Raw genomic sequence first — 18,303 nt, 5'->3', positions numbered from 1 at the left:
AGCCGAACTTAGCCGACTCGCCTCAGGCCTCCAGCCGCGCTCGGATGCTGGTGAGCCGCTGCCTCAGTTCGTTCTCGTCGATGATGCCGCGAGCGACCAGCGAGTGGGCCAGCGAGACCAGCTGGTTCTCCGGATAGGGCAGGTTCGAGTAGACGGTTGCCGACAACACGTCTTCCTCGTCGCGCCGCTCTTTGAAGTTCGGGACGCTGGCATCGCAACTCGCGTGATCGAGCGCGTCGCACAGGCCGTCCAGACTCGTCTTCCATGGCGGCACAGGATTCTCGACACCGTACTTGGCGGCCATCACCGGCCAGACCTGGTTTCGCTCGGCAATCTCGTGTAGGGCGTCGATGCGGTCGCTCATCCTGCGGTCCCTGGGTGAACGGCCGGGCGGGTATCGGTGATGACATTGTTGGTCACGCCGGCTTTCGGCAACGCGACACCGATCAGGCAATCGCGCGTGATGATTTCCACGAGCTGGTCTTCTGTCCAGTCTTCTGTGCCCTCGGGCTGCATTGGCATCACCATGAAGCGATGCTTTTGATTGGAATCCTGTACGTGGATGGAGATTTCGTCAGGTAGGTAGAGGCCGAACTCTGCGAGCACCTGGCGTGGCCAGCGGACCATGCGCCGGCGATAGTTGGGCGTGCGATACCACTCGGGCGAGTTGCCGAGGATCGGTCGCGGATAGCACGAGCACAACGCACAGACGATCACGTTGTGGACGGTGGGCGTGTTGGCGAGAATCTGGAACGCGGTGAAGTCGCTGGGCGTCCCGAATCCCGTCGGCTCCATCCAGTCGACACCGACCTCCTTGCTGGCCGTCATCGGTTCGGCAAGAGCAAGTTTCTTGAACTCCGGATCCAGCCACGCCCTGGCCACCAGGCGTGCCGCGGGCGTTGGGCCGATCTGCTCGGCGAATTCGGTGAATCGCCGGTGCTCCTCGGCGGTGAAGATGCCCTTCTCGATGCACAACTCACGCAGCGCGATCTCGAGGACTTCGAAGTCGGTGATCTCGTCGACCATCGGCTTGACGGTGCGATCGTGATCGTGATCGTGACCAGCCATGCAAATTCCTTTCGGGGCAGCTTATTTGGCGGCTTCCAGCCAGTGTTCGGGAATCTCGGTTTGGACGACGTCGTCGGTTGTTCCGGTGTACCCGTGCCACAGTTGGGACATGTTGAACCGAACGACGTAGAACCACTCCGGTGTTGCGGGACGATCCCAGGTCTCGTCCTCCGCAGCCGGGCTTTCATATGCGACCGCTGCGATTTCTCCACTTGCGCCGCGGACGTATTCGGGGGTGCGGGTATAGAAGATCACCGGAAGCTCGCGCACCACCACCGCGTCGCCGACCTTGAACTTCGGCGTGCCAGCCTGGCCGGCGTATACCTGCGGATCGCCCTTGCCCACTGCCCGCTTGTGGTGTTCATTGCGCTTGACCTGAGACCCGTCGCCTTCTGACTTAGGGTTGGCCTCCAACTTCTTGCCGTCGAGTCCGCCTTCGTAGCGCGCCTTGACCTCGGCCATCCGTTCACTCAACTCCGTGAGCCCGATGTGGTGTTTCTCGACGAGGACACGGGCGACGGCCAGCAGCCAGCGGCCGTAGTAGGGCAGCCCCAGGTACTCGGCCCGACCGACGTCGACGTTGCCGATCCTTCGGCGTTCTTCCGACAACCAGATTCCGCGCCAGGCGAGGACCTCGCAGATCACGTAGGTCATGTGTTCCCAGAGTTCGTACTGCTTGTTCTCGTACTTCATCGGCGCATCGGGCTCACCGCCGACGTCATGGACGGGCTTCAAGTACGCGGTGATGCGCTCGTGGTCCAGCAGATCGGGGGTTGGCGCATCCGGCAGCTCGGGATAGGCCGACTTCAGTCGGGCCACGAGATCCAGTTGAGCCGCACGCTCGGCTGCTGTGCTCATGAAAGGTCCCTTCGTCGTCGGACGTGTTGCGCAGGTGGGGCTTTGTCCTCGTGGGCGACGCCTGGCAAAACCCATCGGGAGAAGTCATCAGGCAAATTCATCGAGTTCCGGAACTGCATGGGAGTTCCAGCAACGCCGTCGACCACGACAGCTTTGCTGGCCATCGGCACCTCCGTAGCTGCGGGACCGGTTCCGGTTGCTGACTCTATCGCCGAAGCCCATTCGATACAGCAAAATCGCGCACCGGTTGCCTCGAAAAATGTTCAGCGGCCGGCGGCGATTCAGATATGTGTTGCGCGACAAAGGATTTGACCACCCCAACGCGCTCCAGCGCGCGAATTCGACGAATGACCTCGCAAGCGCGTATCGCGTTCACCGAATCAATGGATTCGCTGAGCGGCCTCTGTTCGGTAGCCGGCTAATTCCGTCATCGACTCATGCGGATTCTGACCGCTGTGCAATTCGACGCGTGTACTCCACCGTTCAGTGACCTTGGTGGAGTGAGAATAGGCAGGTGATTGCGGGCAGCCGGGCAGTCGATGCCCTGAAACCTGCCACGCCGGATGCCGGCGCGGTGACGCGCAGCCTGCTCGGGGTCTTGGCAATGGCGGCCGTCGCGCTTTATTGGGACTCCCCCACCGCCGCGGTGTGGGCGGCCGGCGCCGCGGCGATCGCGGGTGCCATCGCATTGCAGGACAGTCCCGGTGGGCGTGTGCCGCTGGTCGTCATGGTGTCCCTGCAAATGGGCGCCGCCGTATTCCTTGGCGCGTTGACCGCATCGAACGATGCCGTGTTCGTCGGCGTGGTGGCGCTGTGGTGTTTCGCCGCGGGCATGCAGTGGGCGCTCGGTGCAAACGCTGGACTGGTCGCCACCGCCGCCAGTGCGCTGCTTGTGATCGCGCCCGTCGAGGAGCCAACACTATGGGGTGTACTGGCGCCCACTGCGCTGACCATCGCGGCGGGTTGCGTTCAAGCGGCCATGGTGGCGCTGTGGCCGCCGCAGCGCTGGCGCGTCCAGCGCGATGCGTTGACTACGGCGTACCGGGCGTTGGCGACGGACGCCCGAAGTGTCGCCGCCGACCGTGATGCGCCGGTGGACGTGGCCCCACTGGTTTCGCTGAGGGAGGCGTTCGTCGACAGCCAGGCCTCACGGCGGCCGAAGGCGTACCACGGCGGCTATCGGCTGCCAGAGCGGATCACCGCGACGTTGAGTGCATTGCGGGGTGGTCCTGGAGGCGAGAGCGGTTCGCAGCTGCTGACGGCTGCCGCCGCGTTCCTCGACGCGGTCGCCGACCACAGTCATACGGCGCGGCGGGACGCCGAACAGGCGCTGGATCGCGTCGACACCACCGTCGCCGCGATCAGCGGCCCGGAAGCGGCGGTCGCGCAACGGTTCTCGCAACAACTGCATGAGGCCGCCACGGTGAGGTTCGGCGAACTGCGCCACCCCGATCTGGTCGGCTCGCTTCGAGCAGCGGCGATCCAGGTGCGTGGTCACCTGACCTGGACATCACCAGTCCTGCGACACGCCGTGCGGCTGTCGTCGACCACCACGCTGGGAATTGCCGCCGCGCGGTTCGGCGACGTGTCGCACGGCTATTGGATCGCGCTCACCGTGTTGATTGTGCTGCGACCGGAAACGGCACACACCTACACCCGCTGCATTGGACGCATCGCGGGCATCGGTACGGGTATCGCTTTCGCGTCGGCGCTGACGATGCTGTGGCAGCCGACCGGTTCGGCGGCGGCACTCGTTGCGGCGATGTTCGTCGCAGTCACCTATGCGGTCGTCAGATTCGGCTATCTCGCCGTCAGTGCGGCGCTGGCGGCGTCCGTCGTGTTCCTGCTCGACATCGATGCGGTCGCGGCAGGGGCGACCATGGAGGACCGCCTGTTCGCGGTCGTCATCGGCGCCGGGTTGGCGCTGATCGCCCACGTGGTGTTGCCCGATCACTCGCTGATCCGGTTGCGGCAGCGCGCCGGTGAGTTGTTGAAGACCGAAATCGATTATGCGGCAACGGTAGTCAAAGCCTTCGTGCATGAGCTGGACCACCCCGCCGACGCGCTCTCGGCGGCCTGGCAACGGGCATACCGGGCCCGCGCCGCGTTCGAAGCGGCTTCGGGTGCGACCCGGCTGGATTCCCGCGAGCTCCGTCGATGGCTGCGGTCCTATCGTGCGGCACTGAACTCCGTCACCAGCGCATGCACGTCACTGGAAGGCAGCCTTCCGGCGCAGCCGTCGACGGCGTTGAACCCCGAATTCGTTGCGGCGATTGACGATTACGTCGATGCGCTGCGTGGTGCGCCGGCCAGCCCTGCGACTCCGTGGACCGTCGACATCGTCGAGCTGACGGCGGCGAATGAGCAAGTGCGCGAGCACGGCGCGCGCCTGGCTGCCGACAACGGTGCCGCCCGCGTGCTTGTCGCGGAACTGGCGACGATCACCCGCAGCCTGGCCGGGATCGCCGCTACCCGCGAGCCCACTTCGGCTGGATGAAAACGCCTTCGGCTTCGACGGTGATGCCCTCCTCGTCGGCGAGGTGGCCGACGGCGAATGTCTTCACGCCCTCGGTCCGGTCGATGTGGGCCTGCGCGTGCAGATGGCCGAGTCGGGTGGTGCGCAGGTAGCGCAGTGTGATCGTGCCCGTGAAACGCGGGTTCTCCGCGTTGCTCGCGGCTTCTCCGAGGACGTGATCGAGCACCAGCGCGGCAACTCCCCCGTGCACGTGACCCGGCGGGCCTTCATACGCGGCGCCGAGGTCGAAGTCGGTGAACACCCGCCCTGAGGAGTCCCGCTCGATCACCAGCGGCGGTGCGATTGGATTGCGGATTCCGATAACCGGATTGCCCCATGGCATGCGATCGCCACCGGAGGTGTAACGCACGCCGAAAGCGCCGTCGATCTGCTGTGATCGCAGCCGCGCCGTCGCCGCGTCGATATCCGCCTTCACCGCGGCCACGGTCTCGGCGTCGACTTCGGTGCGGATCGTCGCGTCGACCAACTCCCGAACCGACTCGGCGAGCGGCTGGTACAGAGCGCGCATCCGTTCCACATCAGCGGAGGTGACGTTCTCGATATGGGTGAAGTCCAGCACACTTGCACTAGAACACGTTCTAGCGCCGGTTGTCGAGCTACCCGACCAACTCGCTGAGTGCGGCGCGGGCCTCGGGGTCACGGCGGCCGAATTCGAGTTCCATCAATGCGCATTCCGCCGTCGCCGCAATCCATAGCCGCGCAGCGGCACGGGGATGACGTGAGCCGATAGCCTCGAAGTCGGCAACGATGACCTCCACGGTCATCCTGTTGCGGCGCATCACTTCCTCGGCGATCGGCAGGTGTCCCCGCGCCTCGAGCAACAGTGCCTTGACGCCGCGGTCGCGCAGGCATCCGTCGAGATAGGTGGTGGCCGCCTCGGCCAGCCGGTCCTTGCCCGGCGTCACATCGCCGATCACCGACATCACCTCATCGAGCAACGCATCGTGAAAACGTCGATGCAGTGCCACCAGATAGGACACCCGATCCGGGAAGTGATGGAAGAACGTCCCTTTGGAAACCCCGGCCGCCGCCACCACAGCATTGGCGGAAAGGCCCTCCAGACCCAACCGTTCGGCCAGGACCAGGCCGGTCTCGATCAGATTGGCCCTGGTCTGCTGTGCGGCGGCCAGCCGCTTGTTCACCACTTGCACATCCGCTAGTGTAATTGACCGACCGGCCGGTCAATGAAAGGGCGCTCCGATGCCGACGACGCACACCTCATTCGGGACCGTTGACTACACCGACGAGGGTTCCGGCCTGCCGATCCTGCTACTGCACGCCACCCTGCACGATCGGACCGATTTCGCACCCGTGTACGACGCGCTGGCCGACGGTCACCGTGTGCTGGCCCTGGACTGGCCAGGCCATGGCGCCTCTCCCCTGTCCGCCGATCCACTGGGCGCAGTTCAATTCGGTGACCTATTGGTGGAGTTCGCGGACATGCTGAACCTGCGCGAGCTTGTTGTCGTCGGCAATTCGGTGGGCGGCTACGCGGCCTGCCGGTTGGCAATCGAGAGCCAGGAGCGGGTCGCGGGACTGGTGCTCGTCAACACCGGGGGCTTCACGCGGCACAGCGCCGTCACTCGGCTGGTGTGCGCTGTCATGGGAAAGCCCGCGGTGCTGAAGGCCGTTTTCCCGGTGTTTGTCCGCGCGTATATGCGGGCGAAGAGCCCCGCAGACAGAGCCGTCGTCGCTCGGGTGACGGCCAGGAGCAAGACGGCTGATGGAGCACGTACCGCCGCGGCGCTGTGGAAGAGCTTCACCGGGGCCGGCCATGATCTGAGGTCGCGGGCGGCCCAGATCACCGCACCAGTGCTGATCACCTGGGGCGCAAGGGATCTCACCGCACCACTGCGATGGGGCAAGGCAGTCCAGTCCGCCATTCCAGGCTCGCGATTCGAGGCGCTGCCGACCGGTCACGTCGTCTTCTCATCCGAGCCGTCGGACTGGCTGGACATGGTCCTGCCGTTCGTCGACGCCGCGCATGGTGTCCGGCACCGTGCCGAGCGCCACAGCTGATCGCTTAGGGTAGCGAAAGTCACTGCTCGCCTGCAGAACTGAACCAGACCGCGATGCGTGTCCCGATGTGTGGCCTCAGTGCGCAACAGCGTTTCGTTCCGTGTGGGCGGGACTCGATCCTGATGGGTTCTTCCGTGGCCGTGCCGGAGCCCGGAAACCGTTCACCGTCGTCTTTCCCGGCCTCGGTCCTGTGCATTTCTTCGCGACAGCGGACGCGGCCCGCGATCTCTTCGCTGTAGGCAGCGCAATGCTGGAGGCGCCGACGCCAAACCCGATCGAGCCGATGGTCGGCAAGGGTTCGGTCATCCTGGTTTCCGGTGACGAACATCGGAACAAGCGGCGGCTGCTGATGCCGGCGCTGCACGGTCAACGGATGCGCTCCCGTGCGCAGGTGATGGCCCGCGCCACCAGGGACGAGACGGAGAGTTGGCGACCGGGCGAGCGCATCGCGCTGGCGGCGGCGGCACGTTCCATCGCACTGCGGATCATCGTGCTGGCCATGTTCGGGGTCGAAAAAGCCGAGCAGTACCAGGAATTCGTCGATGTGACCACCGCGCTGATGCACGCCAACACGGCGCCGCTGATGCTGCTGCCGTGGTTGCGCAAGGACTTCGCGGGAATGGGGCCATGGGCGCGGCTGACCCGGTTACGTGAGCGCTTCGATGCTCTGCTTACGGAGCAGGTCGAAGGGCGGTGCGCCGACACCGATCACAGCGTGCTGGGTGTCTTGCTGGCCGGAATGGATGCCACGACAACAGATCCCGATGATCTGCACCAGCAGCTTCGCACTCTGGTGGTGGCCGGGCATGACACCACAGCTGGCACGCTGATGTGGGCGCTCTACCACATTCACCGCGATCCACGAATACGCGAGCGCGTGAATGTCGAGGTCGCCGGCATGTCCGCCCCCGAGGGGTTGCCCGAGCTGCCCTACCTATCCGCGGTGGTGTCCGAGGCGTTGCGCATGCACCCGGCCGTGCCGATCGTCATGCGCCGCGTCCTGGCACCACTCACTGTGGGCGGCATCCAGTGGTCACCTGGCGACATCGTCGGTATCGCTGTGCCCGCAGTGCATTTCGACTCTTCGATCTGGCCCGATCCCTACCGGTTCGACCCCGGCCGGTTCCTCGGCAAGTCCCCGACGCCGTTCGAATACCTGCCCTTCGGCGGTGGTTTCCGGCGCTGTCCCGGCGCGTCATTCGCGGCATATGAGTTGGCGGTTTCGATCGGCACGCTGATGAATTCGGTTGAGCTGCAAATGCCGTCCAGGGAACGTCGCCGCCAGGTGCCCCGATCGGCCCCACGCGGGATCGCAGTGGTGCCGAGGCGCGAGGTGCGGCTGAACGTCATTCGCCGACGGTGAATCGACCACCGGCGGAAGCGAACCCGAGCCAGGTGTGCCGGTTACCCGCCCAGCACCAGCCGACCTTCGGCGCGTTGCGGTTGGCCGGGCCGTCGCGGCCGGTGCCATTGCTGATCCACACCCCGGGCGTCCTGGTGTCCAGCGAGCCATCGGGCTTGTGGCGACGGGATGCGATCGTCATGAAGCACCGGCCCCGTTGCAGCGTCTCGGGTCGTTGCAACAGCCAGTGCAGCCCCTCGGTGAGCGTCAGCGGTGTGCGGCCCGCGTCGGTGATCGCCGGCAGGGCCTCGTCGGGGCTCCAGTTGGCCATCGCGTCGCCGCGATCGGGGTCGTTGACGACGTAGAGCGGTGAGTCGGACACAGTGGCCGACGAGATCGGGACGAACTCATCGACGTCGGTCATGTCCGTCACCACGAATCCCGGTTTGTCGTTCAGCCGCAGCAGCGGCGCCAACGCGGATGCCGGTGCCAGGGTGGGGTGGATGACCAGCAGTGACCCCGCATGCCCCTGAACCTTCCTCAACCGCCCGGCCGACAGTCCGGCCAGGTCGTGGACACCGAGTTCGATGAGTCGCTCGGCTTGTTCGAAGAGGCTCGGCAACGCCGTCACAGCAGTGGGCACGCGGGCTCAACGAAGCGAGCGGCGTCGATAGTTCCTACCATTGGCGGCCATGGCTGCGCCCACCCAAGATGGTTCCCGGGACGGATTGCCCGCGACACTGGTCGAAGTCGCCGCGCACCGCATGCGCGCCGCGATCCTGAGCGGCGAGCTGAAGCCGGGCGAGAAGATCGTCGAGGAACTGCTGTGCGCGGACTTCGGCATCAGCCGGGCGCCGCTGCGGGAGGCGCTGCGACTGCTGGCGCAACAGGGACTTGTCGAACATCTGCCCCGTCGGGGCTCACGCGTGGCCGACTGGTCGCCGTCGGACATCATGCAGCTCTTCGCATTGCGACACGTGCTGGAGCGCCACGCGATCGAGACCGCACTGCCGCTGGATGATCCGGAGGTAGCCCTGCAGCCGATGTGTATCGCATTGGATCGAATGCGCACTGCTACAGACGATCTCGATCGCGACGACGCCCACCGGTTGTTTCATGCGGCCGTGGTGGGGCTCGCAGGCAATCGCCAGCTCGACATCGCGCTCGATCCGATACTGCTGAAACTGCAATTGCCGATGGCGATGAACATGCGTGAAGAGGCCCGCCACCACCGGGCGCGCGACGGCCTCGAGAGACACCAGGCGATCCTGTCGGCATTGCAGACCAACGATCCCGTGGTTGTCATCGCCGCCCTGCAGGACCACGGCCACCTTCACTATCTCGGCATCGAACTGCAGCGCTAACACAAACGACACACGGCCGACCCGAGATCGCCATCATTCTGTCGACAATCGACAGAATGGCTGATGACCTGTGTGGACCGTCGATCGGGCCGTCGGTGGCCGAGATCTTGGCGTCGCACGCCGGCGGGACCGGCTCGCCGACCAAGACGGCCGCGCGCGTCGCCGACGCCATCGCGGCACGCGGCGACGACGGCACCTGGTTGTCCACCGTCCCCCGAGATCAGCTCCTTGCCGCCGCCGCGGAGATCGAGAACCGCGCAGGCGCGCGGACCTTGCCGCTCTACGGCGTGCCGTTCGGGGTCAAGGACAGCATCGACGTCGAAGGCGTGCCGACCACGCTGTCGTGCCCCGATTACGCCTACGTCGCGTCGACGACCGCACCCGTGGTGCGGCGGTTGCTCGAGGCGGGCGCCCTGTATGTCGGCAAGACGAATCTGGATCAGTTCGCCACCGGGCTGAACGGAACCCGCACGCCATACCCCATTCCGCGCAGCGTCTTCGGTGGCGAGTTGATCTCGGGTGGCTCCAGTTCGGGCTCGGCACTGGCCGTGGCGCTGGGACAGGTGCCGTTCGCGGTGGCCACGGACACCGCCGGTTCGGGGCGGGTGCCCGCCGCGCTCAACGGTGTCATCGGGTTCAAACCTTCGCGCGGGCTGATCAGCACGGTCGGCCTGGTGCCCGCATGCAAGTCGCTGGATTGCATCAGCGTGATGGCAGGCTGCGTCGACGACGTCGACCGCGTCTTCGACGTGATGGCCGCCCGGGATGACAAAGACGCCTGGTCGCGCGACCGCGGACCGCGCTATGACGGCTCCGCGATCCGCGTAGGACTGCCCGCCGCCGACGAACTGGAGTTCTTCGGCGACGACGAGATGCGCCGTGCCCACTTGGCTTTCCGCGACCAGCTGGCCCGCAAGGCCACCATCGTCGATGTCTCGCTGGAACCATTTCTAGCCGCAGGGTCGCTGCTGTACCAAGGGCCCTGGGTGGCGGAGCGGCTGGTCGAGTTCGGTGATTTCCTTGCCGCTCAACCGGATTCGATCCATCCAGTGGTGCGGGCGATCCTTCTCGGCGGCCAGCGGTACACCGCCGTCGATGCGTTCGCCGCACTGCAACGACTGCAGGAGCTCAAGGCGCTGGTGGGCCGGCTGTGGGAGCAGATGGATGTGCTGGTGGTCCCGACGATCGGCACCACGTTCACCGTCGATGAGGTGCTCGCCGCGCCGGTCGACTGCAACACCGTGCTCGGCCACTACACGCATTTCGGGAACCTGCTCGACCTGCTTGGCGTAGCGGTGCCGCTCGGCATCACCACGGACGGTCGGCCATACAGCGCGATGCTGCTGGGGCAGGCGTTGACCGATGACACCGTGCTGCATCTCGCCGCGCAAATTCTCGACGAGCCACGCTCGGCGCCTGTGCCGCAGTCCACCGTCGTATCCGAGGAGCATGCGTCATGAGTCAGCCCATCGAAGTGCCCGCCGAACCATCACCGTTTCGGATCCTGGCAGGCAAGACCGCGCTGATCGTCATCGACATGCAACGAGACTTTCTGTTGCCCGGTGGATTCGGTGAAAGCCTCGGCAACGACGTGGACCAACTTCTCAAGGTGGTGCCACCGCTGGCCGCCCTTATCGCCGCGGCCCGTTCGGCGGGGATATTGGTGATCCACACCCGTGAGGGACATGAACCAGATCTGTCGGACTGCCCACCGGCCAAGCTCAGCCGGGGCGCCCCCTCGAAACGCATTGGCGACGAGGGAAAGTACGGCCGCATCCTCATCCGTGGCGAGTACGGGCACGACATCGTCGACGAACTGGCTCCCATCGACGGCGAGGTCGTCATCGACAAACCCGGCAAGGGCGCGTTTTACGCCACGTCGCTGCAGGACGTGCTGGCCGACGCTGGAATCACCCAGTTGCTGATCACCGGGGTGACCACTGAGGTCTGCGTCCACACCACGACCAGAGAAGCCAACGACCGCGGCTACGAGTGCCTGGTCGTATCCGACTGCGTGGGTTCGTATTTCCCGGAGTTCCAACGGATCGGCCTGGAAATGATTAAGGCCCAGGGCGGCATCTTCGGGTGGGTCGCCGATACCGCGGCCGTCATTCCGGCGCTACATGCACTGACCACTACCGCTGCCTGAGAGGACCAACCCGATGACCACCGACGTCAAACCTGCCGATCCCCCGGTCGAACCGCCTGCCGCCGAGGCGTTCTCGATTCCGTGGTGGACCCGCGGCGACACCAATGCGTTCTTCGGGCTGGGCTTCAACATCCTGGTCAATGTCCTTACGTTGACGGGTCTGATGATCGGGGTGATCGCGGTCCCGGCCGGCGATGTACTGGGCACCGTGTTGCCCGCCCTCGGGGTGGCGCTCATCCTCGGCAATCTCTACTACACTTTCCTGGCGCGCCGTCTTGCCCGGCGGGAGAGCCGAACCGACGTCACGGCGCTGCCGTACGGCCCGAGTGTGCCGCACATGTTCATCGTCATCTTCGTGGTCATGCTGCCGGTTTACCTCAACACCGATGACCCGATTCAGGCCTGGCAGGCCGGTCTGGCCTGGGCCTTCCTCATCGGCGTGATCGTGATGATCGGGGCGTTCGTCGGTCCCTACATTCGCAAGCTCACCCCGCGGGCGGCGATGCTCGGCACGCTGGCCGGCATCTCCATCACCTTCATCTCCATGCGGCCCGCAGCGCAGATGTGGGAGGTGGCCTGGATCGGCCTTCCGGTGATGGCGATCATCTTGATCGGGTTCTTCACCAACGTGAAGCTGCCATTCAACATTCCGGTGGGGCTGGCCGCGCTGTTGGTCGGCACCGCGATCGGATGGATCGGCGGCTACATGTCAGCACCCGATGTCGGACAGGCGGTTTCGGATATCGCTATCGGCATTCCGGACCTGCGCCTCGACCTCCTGTGGAATGGCCTTACGGACCTCGCACCGCTGCTTGGCACCGCAATCCCGTTGGGCGTCTACAACTTCACCGAGGCGATGAGCAACGTGGAAAGCGCCGCCGCGGCTGGCGACAACTTCAACCTGCGCAGTGTGCTGCTCGCCGATGGCGCTGGAGCGGTGATCGGTTCGGCCTTTGGTTCGCCGTTCCCGCCCGCGGTCTATATCGGCCATCCCGGTTGGAAAGACGCCGGTGGGCGCGCGGGCTACTCGTTGGCCAGCGGCGCGGTCATCGGAATCCTGTGTTTCCTCGGTCTTTTCGGCGTGCTCGACTCGCTGCTGCCGGTGCCGGCCATCGTGCCGATCCTGCTCTACATCGGGCTGCTCATCGGCGCCCAAGCCTTCCAGGCGGTGCCGCGGCTGCACGCGGTCGCGGTCGTCGCCGCGATCCTGCCAAACCTTGCGCAGTGGGCCAGTGGGCTGATCGACAACGCATTGAATGCGGCAGGCACGTCGGCGTCGGCGGTCGGCGTCGAGGCGCTGAACGGCGCGGGTGTCGTTTACGAGGGCCTGCAGACGCTGGGCGAGGGCGCGGTGCTGGTCGGGCTGATTCTCGGCACCATGGTGACATTCATCCTCGACAAGAAGTTCCTGTACGCGGCGATCGCGTCGGCAGTCGGGGCGGTGTTGTCGTTCATCGGGCTGATCCACGCACCCGAAGTCGCCTGGGCGGCAAACCCGTCCGTAGCGCTGGGCTATGTGTTCTTCGGAATCGTCTGCGTCGCATACTCATTCCTGCCGGGCGCCAAGGATCCGGTGGAGATCGACGAATCCGACGTCGTGGCGGGGCACTGACTAGTCGTCTGAGGCCACGACGTTGGTGACGGCGGTGCTGAGTCGCGATGCTGGTGGTTGGCCGCCGGCGGCAGATTTTGCGGGCTTGGCTGCGTTGGGTCGCTGAGGTCCAGGTTGAGAGTCGGCGGCGCCCTTCGACAGATAATGGTGCGTTGCGGTGAACCATCTATCGCCATCTCTTTCGACAGGAATTCAGAAATACCCGGCACGGTGGCTGTAGCCAGCAGTGGTGCAGTCGGCTGACCGGTGAGGATCTCAGCTGCACTCGGCGGCTGAAGAAGCGAATGGTCAATCGGTGTCGATGACGACCGCCGTCGCATTGTCCTCAGCCCCATGCTGGGTGGCGCCGCTGATAAGACTGTCGGCTGCCGCTTGCGGCTCCGGTTCGGCCAAGGCCGCTTTGATGGAATCGGACGGCAACGCCTTGAATAGGCCGTCAGTGCACAGGAGGAACCTGTCGTTGACCCGCAATGACACTCCGGCATAGTCGATATCGACTTCTGGACCGATTCCGATCGCCCGGGTAAGGACGCCCCGATAACGGTGCGTTCCGGCGTCTTCTTCGCTCAGATCGCCGGCAATCACCATCTCGGCGGACACGGTGTGGTCGCGGGTTAATTGCGCCATCCGACCGTCGCGTAGGCGATACAGACGCGAGTCGCCCACGTGGACAACGACCGCACCGACATCGGAGGTGACGGCAAGGGCCGTCAGCGTGGTTCCCGTTGTCGCGGCTGTCAGACCCGTTGTTGGCTGCGACACCGCCTGATTGGCCTCCCGGCACGCGTGTAGCAACCCTGGAAGGGTTGCGTTCTCAGCGAAGCTCGACGCGAGTGTCTCTATTGCCGTTCGGCTGGCGACCTCGCCGTTGTCCAGACCGCCGATGCCGTCGGCGACGACGTACAGTCGGTCGCTGATCAGCACGCCATCTTCGTTAGATACCCGTTGTCCGATATGGGTCGCCGTTGCAGCAGCCAAGTTAGGTGTCACCTCGGTTCCTTCCTGTTTATTGAGTGCCCGACTACGCGGTGATGAATCGTCAAGAGCCAGTGCATCTCTCGCCTCCGCTAATGCTCGGTGACGCGACGTGGACGTCGATCGAATCTCACGTTCCCACTGGTCGATCCGGGCAGGGTCCGGATACTCAAGGAATTGTTTGATCTCGTCGACTCGTATCCCAGCCCGACGAAACATGCCGATCACCCTCGCCTGGTGGAGCTGGCTCGCCGAGTAGTAGCGATAGCCCGACGCAGCATCTACGGCCGCAGGTGGCAGCAACCCTGCCTGGGCGTAGGACCGAAGCATCTTGATCGATAAGTCACAGCGCGACGAGAACTCGCCGATACTCAACAGATCATCCACACCAAAGAGAATGGGGTCTGCCCAGTGGGCAGAGTCAAGCGCGCCGCTCCGGAGTCGTATCCCATAGGTTTAGCGGATGCGAACCCATCAGAGGTGCGCGCCTACAACGTCATGACCCGCAACAACTAGTCGTAGGGCTGGATCAGTGCGCGAGGCCCTGTCGGCAGCCGCCAGTGGAATGCCAGTGCGGCGAGCCGAAACAGCGTCGCCACGGCAGAGCCGACAGCGACGGCTATCCACTGCGGGCCGAAGTAGTCGATCGTCACGTACGTTGCCGCGCCCAACATGGCCGGGATCGCGTACAAGTCGTCCGGACCCATGACCAAGGGCACCTCTCGGGCGACGACGTCACGCAGCATGCCGCCGGCGATGGCCGTGAGCATGCCGACGAGCGCGGCCGTGAACCAGCTGGCGCCTTCGTCGACGGCGATCGCCGCGCCGGAGGTGGCGAAAAATCCCATCCCGATCGCGTCGAGGACCAATACCGCCGTGTTCATCCGGATCACGATGTGGGCGAACGGGGTGGCGATGGCCACGGCGACCAGCGCGACCGTGATGTTGGGCCAGTGCTGGATTGAGTACGGAGCCCTGTCGAGCAAGAGATCGCGCAACACCCCTCCGCCGACACCGGTGAGCACCCCTAGCGTCGCGATCCCGAACAGGTCGAAGCCTTTACGAACACCGACGGTCGCACCCGAAGCGGCGAAGACCGCAATGCCTGCGTAGTTGAGAATTATCTGCAGCACGCCTGCACGTTAAGCGCATCGGATCATTTCCGACTCCGTATCGCGCGCGAGCTCTACGCTGCTCGTGATGGACACCGCCACCGTAGTAGTGACGATTCTGCTTGCGGCGCTGTTCACGTTCGCCGCCAGCATCAAACTGATCGGCGTCTCCCAATCCTTGGCAATCCGGGACCACCTCGGGGTCAAGCCGCTTCAGTGGCGGCTCATCGGCGCATGCGAGCTCGCCGGAGTCGCCGGGGTGCTCGTCGGACTGGTGTGGGCGCCGATCGGAATCGCCGCGGCGATCGGCCTGGCGCTGCTGTCCATCGGGGCAATCGCGTTCCATCTGCGTGCGTCCGACGGTGCCAAGGACATGGCGGCCGCGGTGATCGGGCTCGCACTCGCCGTCGTCACCGCGGTACTGCACACGCTCTGAGGTAGCGGCAGTCACACCTGCTCAAACACATGTCTTAGATTACCTAATCTTTCGTGGTCACTTGTCTACGAAGTGTCCTACGCTGCCTGTATGGCAGCACGCACGCACAGCGTCGACCCCCGCGCCGAGCGGGTGCGTACCCGCCTGCGTGAGGCGTCGTTCGCGCTGGCCCACGAGCGTCCAGTCGACCAGATGACGGTCGGCGACATCGTCTCCCGCGCAGAGGTCAGCCGCCAGGTCTTCTATCAACACTTCCGCGACCGCGATGACGCTGTCGCCACGGCGTTCGCAGTCGAGTTCGCCGCCGCGACCGCTGACATCGGCGGCGATGCGCGTGCCCGAATCCTTCGGTTGTTCGACTTCGCGGCCGAGCACCGCTCGATGTACCGCAACGTGGTGCCGAGCGCAGTGACACAGCGCGTCGTAACGGCCTTCCGTGCCGAATTGCTGCCTGCCTGCGAAGAGATCGCCGCACAGGCCATGCCGGTGGTGAGCACCATCGCCAGTCTCACACCGGAGTCCGTCACCCGATTCCTGGTCGGCGGGTTCATGGAGGTGCTGCGGTCCTGGATGGAGGATCCCGAATCGGCCGACCTGCGCGGCCGGGTCACCGCCGCACTCGACACCGTCAACGCCTTATTGGGCCTGCCCGCACATTCGAAAGGTTGTCACCATGGGTAAGCACCGCAATACCGATCTGCCCCCTGCGCACGACGGCTCAGCCGTTCGCAACGTGGTGTTGGCGATGATCGGCCTGACGATCGTCGTCGTCGGCATGATCGCGAGCTATTCGGGGGCCTTCGCGAAACCGACGCTGCATCACATGGCCGTCGCGGTCGCCGCACCACAGCAGGTGCTCGACGGGATCCGCGGTCAGGATGCGTTGGCGGTCACCGAGGTTGGCGATGCCGCCGCGGCCCGTCAGCAGGTCTATGAACGCCACACCGATGCGGCGTTCGCCGTCGCACCGAACGGTGAAATGAAGATCTACGTGGCCGGCGGAGGCGGACGCAGCGTCGCCACCGCCGCCGAGACCGTCGGACGCGGCATTGCGGCCAAGGCGGGGCTGACAGCTTCTGTTGAGGACGTCGCACCGGCGTCGGCCGGCGATCCGTCCGGAACGGTCGAGTTCTACGCCATCATCTTCATTTCGATCGGCGCGACCGTCGGCGCAACCGTGGTCGGCCGGATCATGGGCACTGTGCGCAAGCCCGCGACACTGGCACAGCGCACCATGACGCTGGCCGGTTACTCGGCGCTTCTCGCCGCGGGCGTGACCCTTTACGTCGACGTGATTCTGGGTGCGCTGACCGCGCATACCTGGCAGCTGTTCGGCGTCCTCTGGCTGTACGCCATGGCAGTCGGCGGAGCAGTCACCGGAGTCGCCGCGGCATTCGGCACGGTCGCGTCGCTGGCGCTCACCCTGTTCCTGGTCGTCATCGGCAACGCCGCTGCCGCCGGTCCGGTGGGCCGGCCGCTGCTGTCGGGCTTCTACTCCACCTTTACCGCGATCGTCCCGCAGGGCTCCGGGGTCTCGCTGGTGCGCAGCGTCGAGTACTTCGGCGGCAACGGTGCGCAGACGCCTCTTGCCACGCTGGCGATCTGGGGTGCGGCGGGGTGTTTGCTCGCGGTGCTCGCCACTGCCGCGCGGGTGAATTATCGTGCCCTCTATGAGCGTTACCTCCCCGGTTTTGCCGGGCGAGACCGAGCCGTACTACGACCTCGGTTCCTATCACCGACCGATTGAGACGCCGTCGCCGCAGGCGCAGGTGTGGTTCGACCGCGGCATGGTCTGGGCGTACGCGTTCAATCACGAAGAGGCCGTCCGATGCTTCGACCGGGCACTAGAACTCGACCCCGACCTCGCGATCGCGCGCTGGGGTATCGCCTATTCGATTGGACCCAACTACAACAAGGGCTGGGAGGCATTCGATCCGGTCGACCTGGCGGCGTCGTTGGCCCGGGCGCGCATGGAGCTCGGCCTTGCCGTCAATGGCCGCGCGTCGGCCGTCGAACGCGGGCTGGTCGAGGCGCTGCAGCAGCGTTTCCCGGATGACCCGGACGACGCCGAGCAGCTTCAGGCCGGGCACGCCGCATATGCCGATGCGATGGCGGCGCTGGCCGAGGTCTATCCCGACGACGTCGACGTGCAGGCCCTTGCCGCGGACGCGCTCGTCAACCTCACGGCCTGGGCGCTGTGGGACATCAGGACAGGTGAGCCGGCGCCTGGTTCGCGGGTGGTGGAGGCCAAGCGGATCCTCGATGACGCGCTGGCCACCGCCGCCGGGCGCGCCCATCCGGGTGTGCTGCACCTGTATCTGCACACCATGGAGATGTCGGCAACGCCGCAGGACGCGCTGCCTGCGGCGGATCTGTTGCGCAGTCTGGTGCCCGACGCCGGCCATCTGCGGCACATGCCGAGCCACATCGACGTGTTGTGCGGCAACTACCGCGACTCGGTGGTGTCGAATCTGTCTGCCGTGCAAGTTGATCGGCGGTTCGTCGAACGCGAAGGCCCGCTGAACTTCTACTCGCTGTACCGCGCACACAATCTGCACTTCGTCGTGTACTCCGCGATGTTCGAAGGTAGTTCGCAGATTGCGCTCGAAGCCGCGGCAGAGCTGACCGGCCAGCTCACCCCTGAGCTGCTGGCCATTGAATCGCCGCCGATGGCCGACTGGCTGGAAGCCTTCGTGCCGTTGCGAATTCACGTGCTCGTCCGGTTCGGGCGCTGGGACGAATTGATCTCCGAGCCGCTGCCCGACGATCTCGAGCTGTATTGCAGCACCGCGGCGACTGTGCACTATGGGCGCGGTATCGCGCACGCCGCCA

Annotated in this window: 19 protein-coding genes; 11 read left to right on the top strand and 8 right to left on the bottom strand. The window is 65.3% G+C overall.

Going from position 1 to position 18,303, the window contains the following annotated elements; translation table 11 throughout:
- Window positions 1–22: 22 nt before the first annotated feature.
- The 3 genes from VFH65_RS02180 to VFH65_RS02170 are packed head-to-tail and all read right to left on the bottom strand — an operon-like array spanning window position 23 to window position 1,926.
- Window positions 23–364, bottom strand: a complete 342-nt coding sequence (locus tag VFH65_RS02180) for a thiocyanate hydrolase (protein ID WP_353319491.1) — start codon at window positions 362–364, stop codon at window positions 23–25.
- A complete protein-coding gene (scnC, locus tag VFH65_RS02175; RefSeq protein WP_353319489.1) occupies window positions 361–1,068 on the bottom strand; it encodes a thiocyanate hydrolase subunit gamma in 708 nt (235 codons plus the stop codon). Before scnC ends, VFH65_RS02180 begins: the two co-directional genes overlap by 4 nt.
- A 21-nt stretch (window positions 1,069–1,089) precedes the next feature.
- On the bottom strand, window positions 1,090–1,926 hold the full coding sequence (locus VFH65_RS02170; protein WP_353319487.1) for an SH3-like domain-containing protein: 837 nt from the start codon (window positions 1,924–1,926) through the stop codon (window positions 1,090–1,092).
- A gap of 514 nt (window positions 1,927–2,440) precedes the next feature.
- Between VFH65_RS02170 and VFH65_RS02165 the strand changes: the two genes are divergently transcribed.
- Complete coding sequence (locus tag VFH65_RS02165; RefSeq protein WP_353319486.1) at window positions 2,441–4,423, top strand: FUSC family protein; 1,983 nt, start codon at window positions 2,441–2,443, stop codon at window positions 4,421–4,423.
- Here the strand turns inward: VFH65_RS02165 and VFH65_RS02160 are convergent.
- Together VFH65_RS02160 and VFH65_RS02155 are read right to left on the bottom strand one after the other, a co-directional pair.
- Entirely contained in the window at window positions 4,395–5,021 is a 627-nt protein-coding gene (locus tag VFH65_RS02160) for a PaaI family thioesterase (protein ID WP_353319485.1), read from the bottom strand. The genes VFH65_RS02165 and VFH65_RS02160 overlap by 29 nt on opposite strands.
- Before the next feature lie 37 nt (window positions 5,022–5,058).
- Window positions 5,059–5,613 carry a TetR/AcrR family transcriptional regulator gene (locus tag VFH65_RS02155; RefSeq protein ID WP_353319484.1) on the bottom strand — a complete coding sequence of 185 codons (555 nt, stop codon included), beginning with the start codon at window positions 5,611–5,613 and terminating at the stop codon, window positions 5,059–5,061.
- A 49-nt stretch (window positions 5,614–5,662) separates the two neighbouring features.
- On the opposite strand from VFH65_RS02155, the gene VFH65_RS02150 reads away from it, so the two are divergent.
- Window positions 5,663–6,481, top strand: a complete 819-nt coding sequence (locus VFH65_RS02150; protein WP_353319483.1) for an alpha/beta fold hydrolase — start codon at window positions 5,663–5,665, stop codon at window positions 6,479–6,481.
- 100 nt (window positions 6,482–6,581) lie between these two features.
- Complete coding sequence (locus VFH65_RS02145) at window positions 6,582–7,844, top strand: cytochrome P450 (RefSeq protein WP_353319482.1); 1,263 nt, start codon at window positions 6,582–6,584, stop codon at window positions 7,842–7,844.
- Here VFH65_RS02145 and VFH65_RS02140 read toward each other — a convergent pair.
- A complete protein-coding gene (locus VFH65_RS02140) occupies window positions 7,828–8,466 on the bottom strand; it encodes a DUF5701 family protein (RefSeq protein ID WP_353319481.1) in 639 nt (212 codons plus the stop codon). The genes VFH65_RS02145 and VFH65_RS02140 overlap by 17 nt on opposite strands.
- Window positions 8,467–8,515: 49 nt before the next feature.
- Between VFH65_RS02140 and VFH65_RS02135 the strand changes: the two genes are divergently transcribed.
- From VFH65_RS02135 to VFH65_RS02120, 4 genes are read left to right on the top strand one after another with little or no spacing between them, the layout of a single operon-like run.
- On the top strand, window positions 8,516–9,187 hold the full coding sequence (locus VFH65_RS02135) for a GntR family transcriptional regulator (RefSeq protein WP_353319480.1): 672 nt from the start codon (window positions 8,516–8,518) through the stop codon (window positions 9,185–9,187).
- 56 nt (window positions 9,188–9,243) lie between these two features.
- On the top strand, window positions 9,244–10,647 hold the full coding sequence (locus VFH65_RS02130; protein WP_353319479.1) for an allophanate hydrolase: 1,404 nt from the start codon (window positions 9,244–9,246) through the stop codon (window positions 10,645–10,647).
- The gene (locus tag VFH65_RS02125; RefSeq protein ID WP_353319478.1) at window positions 10,644–11,336 is read left to right on the top strand and encodes a cysteine hydrolase family protein; all 693 of its coding nucleotides are present in this window, start codon (window positions 10,644–10,646) and stop codon (window positions 11,334–11,336) included. Before VFH65_RS02130 ends, VFH65_RS02125 begins: the two co-directional genes overlap by 4 nt.
- Before the next feature lie 13 nt (window positions 11,337–11,349).
- A complete protein-coding gene (locus tag VFH65_RS02120; RefSeq protein ID WP_353319477.1) occupies window positions 11,350–12,948 on the top strand; it encodes a regulator in 1,599 nt (532 codons plus the stop codon).
- 288 nt (window positions 12,949–13,236) lie between these two features.
- Here the strand turns inward: VFH65_RS02120 and VFH65_RS02115 are convergent, their stop codons facing one another.
- Both VFH65_RS02115 and VFH65_RS02110 read right to left on the bottom strand, forming a co-directional pair.
- Window positions 13,237–14,310, bottom strand: a complete 1,074-nt coding sequence (locus VFH65_RS02115) for a MerR family transcriptional regulator (protein ID WP_353319476.1) — start codon at window positions 14,308–14,310, stop codon at window positions 13,237–13,239.
- A gap of 125 nt (window positions 14,311–14,435) precedes the next feature.
- A complete protein-coding gene (locus VFH65_RS02110; RefSeq protein ID WP_353319475.1) occupies window positions 14,436–15,056 on the bottom strand; it encodes a trimeric intracellular cation channel family protein in 621 nt (206 codons plus the stop codon).
- Between the two features lie 67 nt (window positions 15,057–15,123).
- Between VFH65_RS02110 and VFH65_RS02105 the strand changes: the two genes are divergently transcribed.
- The 4 genes from VFH65_RS02105 to VFH65_RS02090 all read left to right on the top strand — a co-directional run.
- Complete coding sequence (locus VFH65_RS02105; RefSeq protein WP_353319474.1) at window positions 15,124–15,471, top strand: DoxX family protein; 348 nt, start codon at window positions 15,124–15,126, stop codon at window positions 15,469–15,471.
- A 90-nt stretch (window positions 15,472–15,561) separates the two neighbouring features.
- Window positions 15,562–16,152, top strand: coding sequence for a TetR/AcrR family transcriptional regulator (locus VFH65_RS02100; protein ID WP_353319473.1), 591 nt, complete (start codon window positions 15,562–15,564; stop codon window positions 16,150–16,152).
- Window positions 16,145–17,218 (top strand): hypothetical protein, encoded by a 1,074-nt coding sequence (locus VFH65_RS02095; RefSeq protein ID WP_353319472.1) that lies wholly within the window; start codon window positions 16,145–16,147, stop codon window positions 17,216–17,218. Before VFH65_RS02100 ends, VFH65_RS02095 begins: the two co-directional genes overlap by 8 nt.
- Window positions 17,142–18,303 (top strand): tetratricopeptide repeat protein (locus tag VFH65_RS02090; RefSeq protein WP_353319471.1); only part of this gene is annotated, 1,162 nt, incomplete at its 3' end. The genes VFH65_RS02095 and VFH65_RS02090, both read left to right, overlap by 77 nt.

The organism is Mycobacterium sp., assembly GCF_035697385.1.
In the GTDB taxonomy this organism is placed as follows: domain Bacteria; phylum Actinomycetota; class Actinomycetes; order Mycobacteriales; family Mycobacteriaceae; genus Mycobacterium.
This window is presented reverse-complemented; position numbering and strand designations above follow the sequence as displayed.